The 14,087-nt window shown below is 66.8% G+C and carries 12 protein-coding genes; 5 read left to right on the forward strand and 7 right to left on the reverse strand.

Annotation, left to right across the window (positions count from 1 at the left end; genetic code table 11):
• The first annotated feature begins 102 nt into the window (after window positions 1-102).
• Window positions 103-1,788 (forward strand): electron transfer flavoprotein-ubiquinone oxidoreductase, encoded by a 1,686-nt coding sequence (locus tag AC1RWI_RS36125; protein ID WP_043345009.1) that lies wholly within the window; start codon window positions 103-105, stop codon window positions 1,786-1,788.
• Window positions 1,789-1,843: 55 nt separating this feature from the next.
• Here the strand turns inward: AC1RWI_RS36125 and AC1RWI_RS36130 are convergent, their stop codons facing one another.
• Together AC1RWI_RS36130 and AC1RWI_RS36135 are read right to left on the reverse strand one after the other, a co-directional pair.
• Window positions 1,844-2,305, reverse strand: coding sequence for a hypothetical protein (locus tag AC1RWI_RS36130; protein ID WP_492870706.1), 462 nt, complete (start codon window positions 2,303-2,305; stop codon window positions 1,844-1,846).
• A gap of 149 nt (window positions 2,306-2,454) precedes the next feature.
• Window positions 2,455-3,345, reverse strand: a complete 891-nt coding sequence (locus tag AC1RWI_RS36135; protein ID WP_492870707.1) for a flagellar brake protein — start codon at window positions 3,343-3,345, stop codon at window positions 2,455-2,457.
• A 305-nt stretch (window positions 3,346-3,650) separates the two neighbouring features.
• Here AC1RWI_RS36135 and AC1RWI_RS36140 point away from each other — a divergent pair, with 305 nt between their 5' ends.
• Both AC1RWI_RS36140 and AC1RWI_RS36145 read left to right on the forward strand, forming a co-directional pair.
• The gene (locus AC1RWI_RS36140) at window positions 3,651-4,349 is read left to right on the forward strand and encodes a FadR/GntR family transcriptional regulator (protein WP_492870708.1); all 699 of its coding nucleotides are present in this window, start codon (window positions 3,651-3,653) and stop codon (window positions 4,347-4,349) included.
• 104 nt (window positions 4,350-4,453) lie between these two features.
• Entirely contained in the window at window positions 4,454-5,560 is a 1,107-nt protein-coding gene (locus AC1RWI_RS36145; RefSeq protein WP_043345006.1) for an NAD(P)/FAD-dependent oxidoreductase, read from the forward strand.
• 30 nt (window positions 5,561-5,590) lie between these two features.
• On the opposite strand, the gene AC1RWI_RS36150 is transcribed toward AC1RWI_RS36145, so the two are convergent.
• From AC1RWI_RS36150 to AC1RWI_RS36170, 5 genes are all read right to left on the reverse strand, one after another.
• Window positions 5,591-6,817: an MFS transporter gene (locus AC1RWI_RS36150; protein WP_492870709.1), complete on the reverse strand. Its 1,227-nt coding sequence runs from the start codon at window positions 6,815-6,817 to the stop codon at window positions 5,591-5,593.
• Between the two features lies 1 nt (window position 6,818).
• A complete protein-coding gene (gene aroC, locus AC1RWI_RS36155; protein ID WP_492870710.1) occupies window positions 6,819-7,937 on the reverse strand; it encodes a chorismate synthase in 1,119 nt (372 codons plus the stop codon).
• A gap of 87 nt (window positions 7,938-8,024) precedes the next feature.
• The gene (locus AC1RWI_RS36160) at window positions 8,025-8,744 is read right to left on the reverse strand and encodes a glutathione S-transferase C-terminal domain-containing protein (RefSeq protein WP_043345002.1); all 720 of its coding nucleotides are present in this window, start codon (window positions 8,742-8,744) and stop codon (window positions 8,025-8,027) included.
• A 22-nt stretch (window positions 8,745-8,766) separates the two neighbouring features.
• Window positions 8,767-10,665: an MFS transporter gene (locus tag AC1RWI_RS36165; protein WP_492870711.1), complete on the reverse strand. Its 1,899-nt coding sequence runs from the start codon at window positions 10,663-10,665 to the stop codon at window positions 8,767-8,769.
• Between the two features lie 163 nt (window positions 10,666-10,828).
• Entirely contained in the window at window positions 10,829-11,275 is a 447-nt protein-coding gene (locus tag AC1RWI_RS36170) for a CBS domain-containing protein (protein WP_006163173.1), read from the reverse strand.
• 202 nt (window positions 11,276-11,477) lie between these two features.
• On the opposite strand from AC1RWI_RS36170, the gene AC1RWI_RS36175 reads away from it, so the two are divergent.
• On the forward strand, window positions 11,478-12,788 hold the full coding sequence (locus AC1RWI_RS36175) for an O-acetylhomoserine aminocarboxypropyltransferase (RefSeq protein ID WP_492870712.1): 1,311 nt from the start codon (window positions 11,478-11,480) through the stop codon (window positions 12,786-12,788).
• A complete protein-coding gene (locus AC1RWI_RS36180) occupies window positions 12,788-13,612 on the forward strand; it encodes an alpha/beta fold hydrolase (RefSeq protein WP_492870713.1) in 825 nt (274 codons plus the stop codon). The genes AC1RWI_RS36175 and AC1RWI_RS36180 overlap by 1 nt, the downstream gene beginning before the upstream one ends.
• Window positions 13,613-14,087 lie beyond the last annotated feature (475 nt).

Raw genomic sequence — 14,087 nt, forward strand, 5'->3', positions numbered from 1 at the left:
CCCCTGCCCCAGGTTCCCCCCGATCATCGCATCCCCGGTACCACCGAACACGGCATTTCCCACAATTGCGCGCAAGTTGCCAAGAATAGAGGGTTAGAGACAATGAATCAGCAACAGCTCCTGGAGCAGTACGGCCCCCGCGAGGCCATGGAATACGACGTCGTCATCGTTGGCGGCGGCCCCGCCGGCCTGGCAACCGCCATCCGCCTGAAGCAGCTCGCCCAGGAAAAAGGCACCGAGGTCAATGTCTGCGTGCTGGAAAAAGGCTCCGAGCCGGGCGCCCACATCCTGTCCGGCGCCATCATGGACCCGGTTGCGCTCAATGAGCTGATCCCCAACTGGAAGGAACTCGGCGCCCCGCTGAACCAACCGGTCGCCGAAGACAAGTTCCTGTTCCTCAACGAAACCGGTTCCAAGGCCACGCCGTCCGCGCTGCTGCCGGAGTGCTTCCACAACCACGGCAATTACATCGTCAGCCTGTCCAACTTCACGCGCTGGCTGGGGCAACAGGCCGAAGGCCTGGGCGTTGAGATCTTCCCGGGCTTCCCTGCCGCCGAGGTGCTCTACAACGACGACGGCTCGGTCAAGGGCGTGGCCACCGGCAACATGGGCATCAACAAGGAAGGCGAGCCGACCGAGAATTTCCAGCTCGGCATGGAGCTGCACGCCAAGTACACCATCTTCGCCGAAGGGTCGCGCGGCCACCTGGGCAAGCAGCTGATCGCCAGGTACAAGCTCGACGACGGCAAGGATCCGCAAAGCTACGGCATCGGCCTGAAAGAGCTGTGGGAGATCGATCCCGCCAAGCACCAGCCAGGCCTGGTGGTGCACACCGCCGGCTGGCCGCTGGACCCGGCCACCTACGGCGGCTCCTTCCTGTACCACATGGAAGACAACAAGGTTGCCGTGGGCTTCGTGGTGGGCCTGGACTACACCAACCCCTGGCTCTCCCCGTTCGAGGAGTTCCAGCGCTTCAAGACGCACCCGGAAATCCGCACTTATTTCGAAGGTGGCAAGCGCATCAGCTACGGCGCGCGCGCCATTACGGCCGGCGGCCTGCTGTCGCTGCCCAAGACCGTATTCCCGGGTGGCGCCCTGGTCGGCTGCGACGCCGGTTACCTGAACGCCTCGCGCATCAAGGGCAGCCACGCCGCCATCAAGACCGGCATGATGGCCGCCGAAGCCGCCTACGATGCGCTGCAGGCCAACCGCCAGCACGACGAACTGACGGCCTACCCGACCGCCTTCGAGAACAGCTGGCTGCACAAGGAACTGCTGCAGGCAAAGAACTTCAAGCAGTGGTTCAAGAAGGGCCGCACCACCGCCACGCTGATGACCGGCATCGAGCAATGGCTGCTGCCCAAGCTGGGCATCCGCAATCCGCCCTGGACCCTCCACCGCGAGAAGCCGGACCACGTCTACCTCAAGCCAGCCGCCGAGTGCCAGCAGATCGTCTACCCGAAGCCGGACGGCAAGCTCACCTTCGACCGCCTCAGCTCGGTGTTCATCAGCAACACCAACCATGAGGAAAACCAGCCGGCCCACTTGACGCTCAAGGACGCGAGCGTTCCCGTCAATGTCAACTGGGACAAGTTTGCCGGCCCCGAAAGCCGCTACTGCCCAGCCGGCGTGTACGAATTCGTGCAGAACGACGACGGCAAGGAACGCCTGCAGATCAATGCGCAGAACTGCGTGCACTGCAAGACCTGCGACATCAAGGATCCCACCCAGAATATCGTCTGGGTAACGCCGGAAGGCGGCGGCGGCCCGAACTACGTGGGCATGTAAGTTCGCCGCAGGGCAAGCAAAACGGCACCGGATTCGGTGCCGTTTTCTTTGAGGCTCAGACCTGCGGGCTCGACGTCGCGGGCGACGTCAGTGAATCATGATAGAGCGGCTTGTCGTCGGCCACGCTCCGATACCAGCCAATCACATCGGCCACGCCGGCAATCAGCGTGATGAGTGCCGGGCCGGCGAGCGGCACCTGCCCGATCCCGTCGATCAGGGCCAGCACCACGTCCGTCATGCCGCCAGCCTCGCGCGGCTTGCCGAGGGCCGTGGCCGAGGCCACGTCCAGCGGCGACATCCCAGCCAGCGGGCGGGCGCCGTCAGCGCCGGTGCCGGCGCCGACGGGCTTGGCTCCGCTCGAAAGCGCTTCCAGCCCCAGCGCGCGCTCGTCCATCGACCAAGCGCTCGCCTGGCCGCCGCCCTGCGCGATATTGGCCATGGCTGGCATGGCAACGGCTAGCAGGGCTGCCAGGATGGACGCGCGCAATGGCGCGCCAAGACGGGATATGCGCTTCATGATGCCTCCTTGTGGCAGGGATCGGGATACCGGCCAGCCGCAACGCCAGCACGCCGTGCCCGATTTTCTTGCAGGGGACGGCAGAGACGGGAAGCGTGCCTCGGGCAAGAATCCGTGTTGGCAGGATGACTCCAAACGCCGCCCCCCCCTCACGCAGCGGTGACCTGCATGCTGGCATTTGCCAGCAACTGCTCATAGATAAAGCACTGGAGCAGCGTCAGCTCGCGCTCGCCGAGGGCGTCGAACACAACGCCGAACGTGGGAAACTCCACATCGCTCTCGGCAGGCAAGACGTTGCGCACTACCCCGTCGACCATGATCTCGCTGTCCAGCGCGGCGGTGCGCAGATGGAAGCACAAGCGCACCGGCGCACCGGATGCCGGCACGGCGCCGGCGATCTGGATCTGCGCGCCACCGGTGCTCAGGTCGGTCAGCAACACCAGACGGGCAGGCTGGTGCTGCGCCGCTGCATCGTCGTCCGTGCTGCCGGGATCCACCAGGTAAGCCGCCAGCCGCGTCGGCACGCGGGTTGCCTTGCGCACCGGCATCTGCTGCGGCTCGGCCGGTGCTGACAAGACCAGGTAACGGAAGGGACTGCGGCAGATGGCCGTCACCGTCGACTCGAAACTGAGGATGGCGTGACCGGAAAAACCGCGCAGCAACACCGTCTCGCCGGGCCTGAGCTGCAGTTCCTTCCCGCCGAGTTGCGGCCAGGTCACGAACAGGCCCTGCTCGACAAATCCGATCAGCCGGCTGGCCGCGGCGCGCCCGGCCTGCCCCGGCGATTTGACCTGCAGCAGCGTGCCTACCTGCAGGCCAAGCGGCCCCGCACTGGCCTGCCGCCCGCTGTCCACCGGCTCGCCCGGTTCGCCCGGCTCGTCCTCTGGCCGGCACACCGTGCCATGGCGGAACACCAGGGCGACGTCGCGATCCTCGGGAATTACGCTGCCGCTGCCGAGCACGAAATTGCCCGCCTCGTCCAGCAAGGACCACGGCAAGGGCTGGCCGATGGGGAGATCGGCAGGGGTGAGCGCAATCATGGTTAGCACCAGTGAACGCCCGCGCAGCGGGCGTGGCAGATCCAACGGCGGCTACGGGAACGCACGAACGGTCGTCCCGGCCACCACCTAGCGAGGCGCTCAATGCACGCAGCGGCTGGCGCGGCAGCCGCGAGGCGCCGCGATGTACCAAGTGAATAGCGCATCTCATCCAGTTTGCTATCGGCGCATTCCTGGAAAACCTTGAGCGCAATCCGACAACCACGGGGGCAGGCACACCTTGACGCCGCCCCGCTTTCCTCGCAAAATCTCGCCACAATCTGTCTGACAGCCTTACATATTAGTCGATGACCATCCTGAGCCGCCCCGCCTCGCTTGCCGCGCGTATCGCCGACGCACTGCGCGCCGACATCGCAGCCGGCCGCTTTGCCGCCGGCGCCCGGCTCCCGGCCGAAGCCGCCCTTGGCGAGACCTTTGGCGTGAGCCGCCCCATCGTCCGTGAGGCCATTGCACAACTGAAGGCGGACGGGCTGCTGGTCACGCGCAAAGGCTCGGGTGCCTATGTGTCGGACATGCCCGGTGGCCAGGTATGGCGCATGGCCCCCGAACTGCAAGGCGGCCCAACCCCGGCCCAGCTGTTCGAGTTGCGCATGGTGGTGGAATGCGCCTGCGCCGAAATGGCCGCGCTGCGCCGCACCGAGGAGGACCTGCAAGCCATCCGCGCCGCGCTGGCCGCGATGCGCGAGCACGCCAAGGATTTCACCAGCGCCGCAGCCGCCGACGTAGCGTTCCACCACGCCATCGCGCAGGCCGCGCACAACCCCTGCTTCACCGGCCTGACCGATTTTGTTGGCCAGCACATGCTGGCGGCGCGGCAAACCGCCTGGGAAAACGCCGCCCGCTTTCGCGGCGGCTCGCACGGCGCGGACAGCGAGCACACCGTGCTGGTGGAGGCCATTGCCGCCGGCAACGCCAGCGCGGCGCGCCAGGCCGCACGCAGGCACCTCGGCGCGGCAGCCAAGCGCATGGGGCTGACTTTGAGTTAAGCCCTGGCGCGCAGAGCGCAGGGCCTATCCACAGCGCAACACAATCCAGGGACCCGCGGCACGCACCGCCTGACAGGCGCCGGCCGCATCAGCAGAGAACGACAATGGAACAAGTAGATTGCGTGGTAATCGGCGCGGGCGTAGTGGGCCTGGCCGTGGCGAGACAACTAGCCATGCAGGGCCGCGAAGTCATCATCCTGGAAGCCGAGAACGCCTTCGGCACCATTACCAGCGCACGTAACAGCGAAGTGATCCACGCCGGCATCTACTATCCGGCCGGCTCGCTCAAGGCCGCGATGTGCGTGCGCGGCAAGGCCATGCTGTACGACTACTGCGCCTCGCACCACATCCAGCACCAGCGCTGCGGCAAGCTGATCGTAGCCACCACCGAGGCCCAGGTCGCCACGCTGGAAGCCATCCGGGCCAAGGCCGCGGCCAATGGCGTGCATGACCTGCAGTTGCTCAGCCAGGCCGAGGCGCAGGCGCTGGAGCCAAACCTGCAATGCCGCGCCGCCCTGCTCTCTGCGTCCACCGGCATCGTCGACAGCCATGGCCTGATGCTGGCCTTGCTGGGCGACGCCGAGAACGCCGGCGCCATGCTGGCGGTGCAGTCGCCCGTAGCCAGCGGCGCCGTGATGCCGGATGGCATCCGCCTCGACGTGGGCAGCCAGGACGAGGCGGCCGGCACCACGCTACTGGCCCGCACCGTGATCAATTCGGCCGGCCTGAGCGCGCCAGCGCTGGCGCGCAGCATCGAAGGCATGCCTGGCGCACATGTTCCGCCGCAGTACTACGCCAAAGGCTGCTACTTCACGCTGGCCGGGCGCGCGCCCTTCTCGCGCCTGATCTACCCGGTGCCGGAGGCTGCCGGCCTGGGTGTGCACCTGACGATCGACCTCGGCGGCCAGGCGCGCTTCGGCCCCAATGTGCGCTGGATCGATGAGATCGAGTACGGCGTGGACCCGGCCGATGCCGACAGCTTCTACGGTGAAGTACGGAATTACTGGCCGGGACTGGCCGATGGCGCGCTGCAGCCAGGCTATGCCGGCATCCGCCCCAAGATCAGCGGCCCGGGCGAGCCCGCGGCGGATTTCCGCATCGATGGCCCAGCCACCCATGGCGTGCCGGGGCTGGTCAACCTGTTCGGCATCGAGTCGCCCGGGCTGACCTCGTCGCTGGCGCTGGCCGAGCACGTGGCAAGCCTGCTGTGAAGCCCTGAACGATCCAAACGCCGGTGCGCGTCAGCGCCCGGCCGTGGCGGCTTGCGCCTTGGCGTCGGAAGCCGCTTCCGTACGGAACGTCATGAACGCGCACAGCGCGCCGCCCGCCGCCGCCAATGCCGCCAGCCCGAACGTATGAGCGGGTCCGAGCGCCTTCCACGTCCACCCCATCGCCAGCCCGCCGCAGGTGCCGCCAAGGCCGTAGGAAAGGCCTGTGTAAAGGGCCTGGCCGCGCCCCTGCAGGGGACCCGCGAACCAGCGCTGCAGGCGCTTCAGGCTAGCGCTATGGTGCGCGCCGAAGGTGGCCGCGTGCAGCACCTGCACCAGCGCCATCAGCCATGACAACTGGGCAAAGTAGCCGGTCAGGCCGAAGCGGATCGCGGCCAGCACGAAGGTGCCGGCCAGGATGGTGCGCAACGGTACGCTTGCGAACAACCGCCCCTGGAAAAAAAAGAAAACGATCTCGGCCACCACGCCGATGGTCCACATCACGCCGATGGCAAGCTTGCTGTAGCCAAGCTGCTCCAGGTACAGCGAATAGAACACGTACAGCGCGGCGTGGGCGAACATCATCAGGAACGCCGAGCCGAAGAACCAGCTCACATCGGGACGGCGCAGCAGCGGCAGCGCCGGCGGTGGCTTGACGCGCGGCCCGTCGTCGGGCGCATCGTGCATGCCGAACACCACCACCAGGAACAGCGCCAGCATGGTGCTCGCCAGCCACGGGAACACCTCCATGCCGTAGCGCTCGAACAGCGCCCCGCCCAGCAGCACGGCCACGATAAAGCCGGCCGAGCCGAACATGCGGATGCGCCCGTAGCGGTAATCGAAGGCGCCGTAGCGGCGCAGCGTGGAGATGGTGAGCGCGTCGCCCAGCGGAGACATGGCGCTGGTGATCAGGTTCAGCCCGATCATCATCGCCATCATTGCGCCGTAGCTGGTGACGCCGGGCACCATCAGGAACGCCAGCAAGGATGTCACGGCGGCCAGGCGCAGCAGGCGCACGCGGGTATGCATCACATCGGACAGCCAGCCCCAGAAATACGGGCCGACGATGCGGCTGACCTGGAAGCAGGCCATCAGCACGCCGATCTGCACCGGGGAAAAACCGCGCCCGGCGAAGAACAGGCTCACATAGGGTGAGATGACGCCGACGTAGCCGTAGTAGCCAAGATAAAACAGGCCAAAGCGCGTCTCGGAGACGCGCCCGGCACCCGCGGCGCGGGCGCGTTGTTCCGCCTGCGCCAACTCAGCGCGACTGGCCGGACAGCGGCGACTGGGCGGGGATGCGCGGGGTATCGACCTTGACGTCGCCGCACTGGGCGCGGTGGCGCAGCGCATGGTCCATCAGCACCAGTGCCAGCATGGCTTCGGCGATGGGGGTGGCGCGGATGCCCACACAGGGATCGTGGCGGCCGAAGGTTTCCACCGTGGCGGGCTGGCCTGCCTTGTCTATGGATTCGCGCGGGGTGCGGATGCTGGAGGTGGGCTTGATTGCCAGGGAGACGGTAACATCCTGGCCGGTCGAGATGCCGCCAAGCACGCCGCCGGCGTTATTGCCACGGAAGCCTTCGGCGCTGAGCGAGTCGCCATGCACGCTGCCGCGCTGGCTCACGCTCTCAAACCCCGCGCCGATCTCCACGCCCTTGACGGCATTGATGCCCATCATGGCATGCGCGATGTCGGCATCGAGCTTGTCGAACAGCGGCTCGCCCAGGCCCACCGGCACATGGCTCGCCACCACCTCGATGCGCGCGCCGACCGAGTCGCCGTCGCGGCGCAGCGCGTCCATATAGGTTTCCAGCTCCGGCACGATCTCCGCATTGGGGGCAAAGAAGGGATTTTCCGGCACTTCCGCCCAGTCCACGAACGGCACGCGGACTTCGCCGAGTTGCGACATATAGCCCCGGATCTCGGTGCCGTACTGCTCGCGCAGCCACTTCCTGGCCACGGCCGCCGCCGCCACCACGGGCGCCGTCAGGCGGGCCGACGAGCGGCCACCGCCGCGATAGTCGCGGATGCCGTACTTCTGCCAGTAGGTGTAGTCGGCGTGGCCCGGGCGGAAGGTCTCGACGATATTGCCGTAGTCCTTGCTGCGCTGGTCGGTGTTGCGGATCAGCAGGCAGATCGGCGTGCCGGTGGTCTTGCCCTCGAACACGCCGGAGAGGATCTCGACCTGGTCGGGCTCCTGGCGCTGCGTGACGTGGCGCGAGGTGCCGGGCTTGCGGCGGTCCAGGTCCGGCTGGATGTCGGCCTCGGTCAGGGACATGCCCGGCGGGCAGCCATCCACCACCGCGCCGATGGCCGGCCCGTGCGATTCGCCAAAAGTGGTGACAGTAAAGAGCAGGCCGAGAGTATTGCCGGACATGATGGGAGGCCGCGCAGGGCGTGAGAATTGGGGAACGGGCTACATTGTAAGGCTTTTGCCGCCCTTCCGGCCCGCCCCGGCTCTCGCTCAGGACGCGGGCGCTGCCTGCAGGTCCGGATAGAAGCGCTCCCGCATCCGCGCCACGTAGGCCACCAGGGTGGGGTGGGATTCGGCGGCGGTGCGGATCGGCGTGTCGAACAGCGGGCACAGCGCACCGGCCATGAAGGCGAAGACCGTGGCGTCGGCGCCGCAAGGCTTGTCGCCCATCAGGTAGGGCTGGCTGCCCAGCACGTCGGCCACAGCCGCCACATCGCGGCCGGCGATCGCGGCCAGATCAGCCGGGCTATGGCGCCCGAGCCCCTGCGTCCACAGGATGCGGCGGATCTTCGAGCGCACAAAACGCATCGCCAGCCCGCGCACCGGCCACGGCACGGCGCGGAAAAACGTCGCCGGGCCCCGGGCAAAATTGGCGTCATGGTTCCAGCGCGCGTCGGCCACCGCCCAGTAGAAGTTATCTTCCAGCATCTTCTCGACCGCCCAGGCCGTGCCACGCTGGGACTGCGTCAGCCCTTCATCGAAGTCGATGTGGTAGGTCTTCTCCAGGTGCCAGCGGATCAGCGTGGAGTCCGCCACCACGCGGCCCTCGTCGTCGAGATAGGGCAGCTTGCCCTTGGGCGCGCGCCGCAGGCCGCCCTGCGCGGCGCGGTACGGCAGCCCCGCGAGCTTGAGCAGCATGTCGGCCTTGGTGACGAAAGGGCTGGCGTCTGGCAGGCCGAAGGCCGGCCCGAAGGTGTAGAGCGTGATCATGCTTGCCGCCTCCCGCTTGTCGTTAGCGCCACTCGCCGCGCAAGCCCTGCACCACCTGCTGCAGGGCCTCCGGCGTGGCCAGTTCCGGCGCGATCGGGTCGCCCACGACCAGTTCCAGCCGGTTCAGGATGCCGCGCCGGAATGGCCGGGACATGGCATTGCCGCCCTTGCGGGAGAAAAAGCTGCCCCACAGCCCGCGCAGCGCCATTGGCACGACCGGCACGGGGGTACGCCGGATGATCTGCTGCACGCCCTGCTTGAAAGGATTGAGCTCGCCGGTGGCCGTGATCTTGCCCTCCGGGAAGATGCAGACCAGGTCGCCGCCGGCCAGCGCCCGCGCGACTTCGTCGTAGGCGCGCTCCAGCATGGCCGGGTCCTCGTGGGCCGGCGCGATCGGGATCGCCTTGGCCTGGCGGAAGAACCACGACATCAGCGGCACCTTGAAGATGCGGTGATCCATCAGGAAGCGCACCGGCCGCGGGCTGGCGGCCATCAGCACCACCGCATCGGCAAAGCTGACGTGGTTGCACACCAGCACCGCGGCGCCCTCGGCCGGAATGTGCTCGGCATTGACGCGCTTCAGGCGATACACCGTATGCACCAGGATCCAGGCAATGAAGCGCAGCAGGAATTCCGGCACCAGCGAGTAGATGTAGATGGCAACCACCGCGTTGAGCAGCCCCACCACCAGGAACAGCTGCGGAATGCTGAATCCGGCCTGGGTCAGCACCACCGCCAGCAGCGAGGAGCCGATCATGAAGAAGCTGTTGAGGATGTTGTTGGCGGCGATGATGCGGGCCCGGTGCGTCGGCGCGCAGCGGCTCTGGATCAGCGCGTACAGCGGCACGCTGTAGAAGCCGCCGAACATCGCCAGCAGGAACAGGTCGATCAGCACGCGCCAGTGGCGCGGGTCGGCGGCGAAGCCGGCCAGCCCGGACAGCTCGCCGTGCTGCTCGCCGTTGCTGGCGAAGAACAGGTCGACCGCGAACACCGTCATGCCAATCGAGCCGAACGGCACCAGACCGATCTCGACATGCCGACCGGACAGCCGCTCGCACAGCAGCGAGCCGGTGCCGATGCCCAGCGAGAACACCGCCAGCAGCAGCGTCACCACGTTCTGGTCGCCGCCCAGCACGTCCTTGGCAAAGCTGAAAAACGAGGTAAGGAAGGTCGCGCCCAAAAACCAGAGCCAGGAAATCCCCAGCAGGCTCAGGAACACCGTGCGGTCGGTGCGCGCCAGCTTGAGGTTGCGCCAGGTCTCGGTAAACGGGTTCCAGTTGATGCGCAGGTCGGGTTGCGGCGCCGGCGAGTCCGGCACGCGCGCGGACACCATGCGACCGGCCAGCGCCAGCGCCACGCAAGCTGCGCCGACATAGAACGGCCCCACGATCTTCTCGCCATGGGTCAGGCCGGCCAGTTCGCCGCCAAGCAGGGTGCCGAGCAGGATGGCCACGAAGGTGCCCATCTCCACCAGGCCGTTGCCGCCCACCAGCTCTGTCTCGTCCAGGTGCTGCGGCAGGTAAGCGAACTTGACCGGACCAAACAGCGTCGAGTGCAACCCCATCAGGAAGGTGCCCGTGTAGAGCAAGGGCGCGCTGTGCATGGCAAAACCCGCCAGCCCTAGCAGCATGATGGCGATTTCCAGCGTCTTCACCAGCCGGATCAGCCGGGACTTCTCGATCTTGTCGGCGATCTGGCCGCTGGTGGCCGAGAACAGCACGAACGGTGCGATAAAGATGGCCGAGATCAGGAACGCCGCGCTCTTGGCGTCAACACCGTCGAACAGGGCCGTATGGTAGGTGACCAGCGAGGTGAAGGCGACCTTGAACAGGTTGTCGTTCATGGCGCCCAGGAACTGGGTCCAGAAGAACGGCGCGAAGCGGCGCGTGCGGAGCAGACGGAATTGGTTTTGTTGGCTCATGTAGCGCTCATGTCGCGGTCGGCTCAAAAAGATGCCGCGTCGTTGCGCGGCATTCACCACTGGTACGGACTACGGGCGCGCCCCAGGAGGGGGCACGGCCCGCAGCGCCTCGATCGGCCCAACCCGGCCGCCGCTACGTGGCGCCTCTCGCGCCATGGGCGGCTCAATCGGTCTTTTCTTCCGGCCAGTCGCGGATGTAGGCCTTGAGCATGCGGTTCTCGAAGCTCTGCTCTTCCACCACGGCCTTGGCCACGTCGTAAAACGAAATCACGCCCATCAGCGTCCGGTTGTCCAGCACCGGCAGGTAACGGGTGTGGCGCTCCAGCATCATGCGGCGGACTTCATTGACGTCCGTCTCCATGGTGCAGGTCAGCGGCGCGTCGTCCATGACCTTGCGCAGGCTGGTGGTGCCGACGTTGCCGCCGTTGGCGGAGAGCGTCTTGATGATCTCGCGGAAGGTCAGCATGCCGACCAGGTCGCCGTACTCCATCACCACCAGCGAGCCGATATCGTGCTCTGCCATGATATTGACCGCCAGCAGCAATGACGTTTCCGGCTTCACCGTATAGAGCGTGTTGCCCTTGATCTGCAGGATGTCGCTGACTTTCATGATGGTCTCCGCTTCTCTGAATCTGCTGTTTTGCTGTTTATTACCTGCCGCCGCCGGCATGGCCTGATGCGCCGATCCTAGCCGAAACCAGCCGCCCAAGTAAAGCACGGGCCGCCGCCGGGGCCGCCAAGGCTATTTGCCGTGCCCCCGGCGGCAGCGGATGCTACGATGCGATCCGCAGACAACTCTAGCCCTTGAAGCCATGTCCGGTACCCGTTTCGACACCCTGGCGCTGCATGCTGGCGCCGCCCCCGACCCCGCCACGGGGGCGCGGGCCACGCCCATCCACCTGACGACATCCTTCGTTTTTAAAGACAGCGAGCACGCCGCCTCGCTGTTCAATATGGAACGCGCGGGCCACGTCTACTCCCGCATCTCCAATCCCACGGTCGCCGTCCTCGAGGAGCGCATCGCCGCCCTGGAGAACGGCGCCGGTGCGATCGGCGTGGCTTCGGGCCAGGCCGCGCTGCATCTGGCGGTGGCGACACTGATGGGCGCGGGCTCGCACATCGTGGCGTCCAGCGCCCTGTATGGCGGCTCGCACAACCTGCTGCACTACACGCTGCGCCGCTTCGGCATCGAGACCACCTTCGTGCAGGCGCGCGACATCGACGCCTGGCGCGCAGCCATCCGGCCCGAGACCAAGCTGCTGTTCGGCGAGACCCTGGGCAACCCCGGGCTGGACGTGCTCGACATCCCGACCCTGGCGCAGCTCGGCCAGGACAACGGTATCCCGCTGCTGGTCGACTCCACCTTCACCACGCCCTACCTGCTCAAGCCCTTCGACCTGGGCGCCGGCCTGCTCTATCACTCGGCCACCAAGTTCCTGGGCGGCCACGGCACCACCATCGGCGGCGTGCTGGCGGAAGGCGGCACCTTCGACTTCGAAGCCTCCGGGCGCTTCCCAGAGCTGTCGGAGCCCTATGCTGGCTTCCACAACATGGTCTTCACCGAGGAGAGCACGGTGGCCCCGTTCCTGCTGCGCGCGCGCCGCGAAGGCCTGCGCGACTTCGGCGCCTGCCTGAGCCCGATGGCCGCCTGGCAACTGCTCCAGGGCATCGAGACGCTGCCGCTGCGCATGGCCCGCCATGTGGACAACGCGCGCCGCGTGGTGCAGTTCCTGGTGTCGCACCCGATGGTCGAGTCGGTCGCCTATCCGGAGCTGGAATCCCATCCGGACTACGCGCTCGCCAAGCGCCTGCTGCCGCGCGGCGCGGGCGCCGTGTTCAGCTTCAATCTCAAGGGCAACCGTGCCGCGGGCCAGCGCTTCATCGAGAGCCTGGCGCTGTTCTCGCACCTGGCCAATGTGGGCGATGCCCGCTCGCTGGTGATCCACCCGGCCTCCACCACCCACTTCCGCATGGACGCCGCGGCGCTGCAGGCGGCCGGCATCAGCGAAGGCACCATCCGTCTGTCGGTCGGACTGGAAGACCCTGACGACCTCATCGACGACCTCAAGCGCGGCCTCAAGGCAGCCGAGAAAGCCATGAGCGCCAAAGGAGGGCAAGCCTGATGGAACTGACGATCGCAGGCCGTAAGGCCTACGCCTATACCGGCGGCAAACCCTTCGACCCGGCCCTGCCCTGTGCCGTGTTCGTGCACGGCGCGCAGAACGACCACAGCGTCTGGGCCCTGCAGACGCGCTGGTTCGCCAACCACGGCTTCAGCGTGCTGGCGGTGGACCTGCCCGGCCACAACCGCAGCGAGGGCATGCCCCTCGATACGGTCGAGGCCATGGCCGACTGGGTGATCGAACTGGTCCGCGCAGCCGGTGTCAGCACCCCCGCGCTGGTCTTCGGGCACAGCATGGGCTCGCTGATCGCGCTGGAAACGGCCGCCCGCCACCCTGACGCGGTGCGCGGCATCGCCCTGCTTGCCACGGCCTACCCGATGAAAGTCGCCGACGCCTTGCTCGACGCCTCGCTCAACCGCGTGGACCAGGCCATCGCCATTGTCAACGCGTGGTCGCACTCCAGCCTCGCCAACAAGCCCTCCTCACCGGGACCGGGCTCGTGGATGCAAGGCGGCAGCCAGCGCCTGATGGAACGCGTGGCACAACGCAACCCCGAAGGCCACGTCTTCCACAACGACTTCTCCGCCTGCAACGCCTACGCCAACGGCGACGCCGCGGTGGCCGCCGTGCGCTGCCCCGCCCTGTTCATCAGCGGCAGCAAGGACATGATGACCTCGCCCAAGGCCGCCCAGGCGCTCGCCGCCAGGATGGCATCGGCCAGCACAGTCACGGTGCCCTGCGGGCACGCGCTGATGGGGGAAAAGCCGGATGAAGTACTGGACGCGCTGGCAGCGTTCGCGCGCAAGGTGGTAGCGGCAGGCTGAAAGCGGCGGCGCAGCAAGCGCCCGTCCTCTCCCCCACAAGCGGGAGAGGGGAGCCAACCAGCGGCAAGATCAACCAACTGTGGTAGCCGTGATTCCCGCCCCCAGGCGGAAATCACCCAAGCGCGATGCGAAGCGAGCCGTCAAGGTGTGCCAAGGCCGTATGGGGCGCCTCGGGATTCGGCGAAAAGAGTGGAAAAGAGGGACCCATGTCTGAGTATCGCCTCAAGGCGATGCGAGTTTGGGTCCCGGCCGCTCTTTTCGTCGAAGCCCGAGGAGGTAGTCGCCCCATCCGGCGCGCCTTCTTTGCCTACTTTTTTGGCAAGACAAAAAAGTAGGTCGCCGCCCCGCAGGGGTGGTGAAACCGCAGTTGAAGTTGACGTTAAGCCGTTGCAGTTGCAGTGGGCCTGTCAGAGATTTTGTGTTTAGGGCATAACATGTCACCAAGGAGCATGTATGCCACGCAAGACCAAGACGA

It is taken from the genome of Cupriavidus sp. MPR-AND1C, assembly GCF_058809705.1.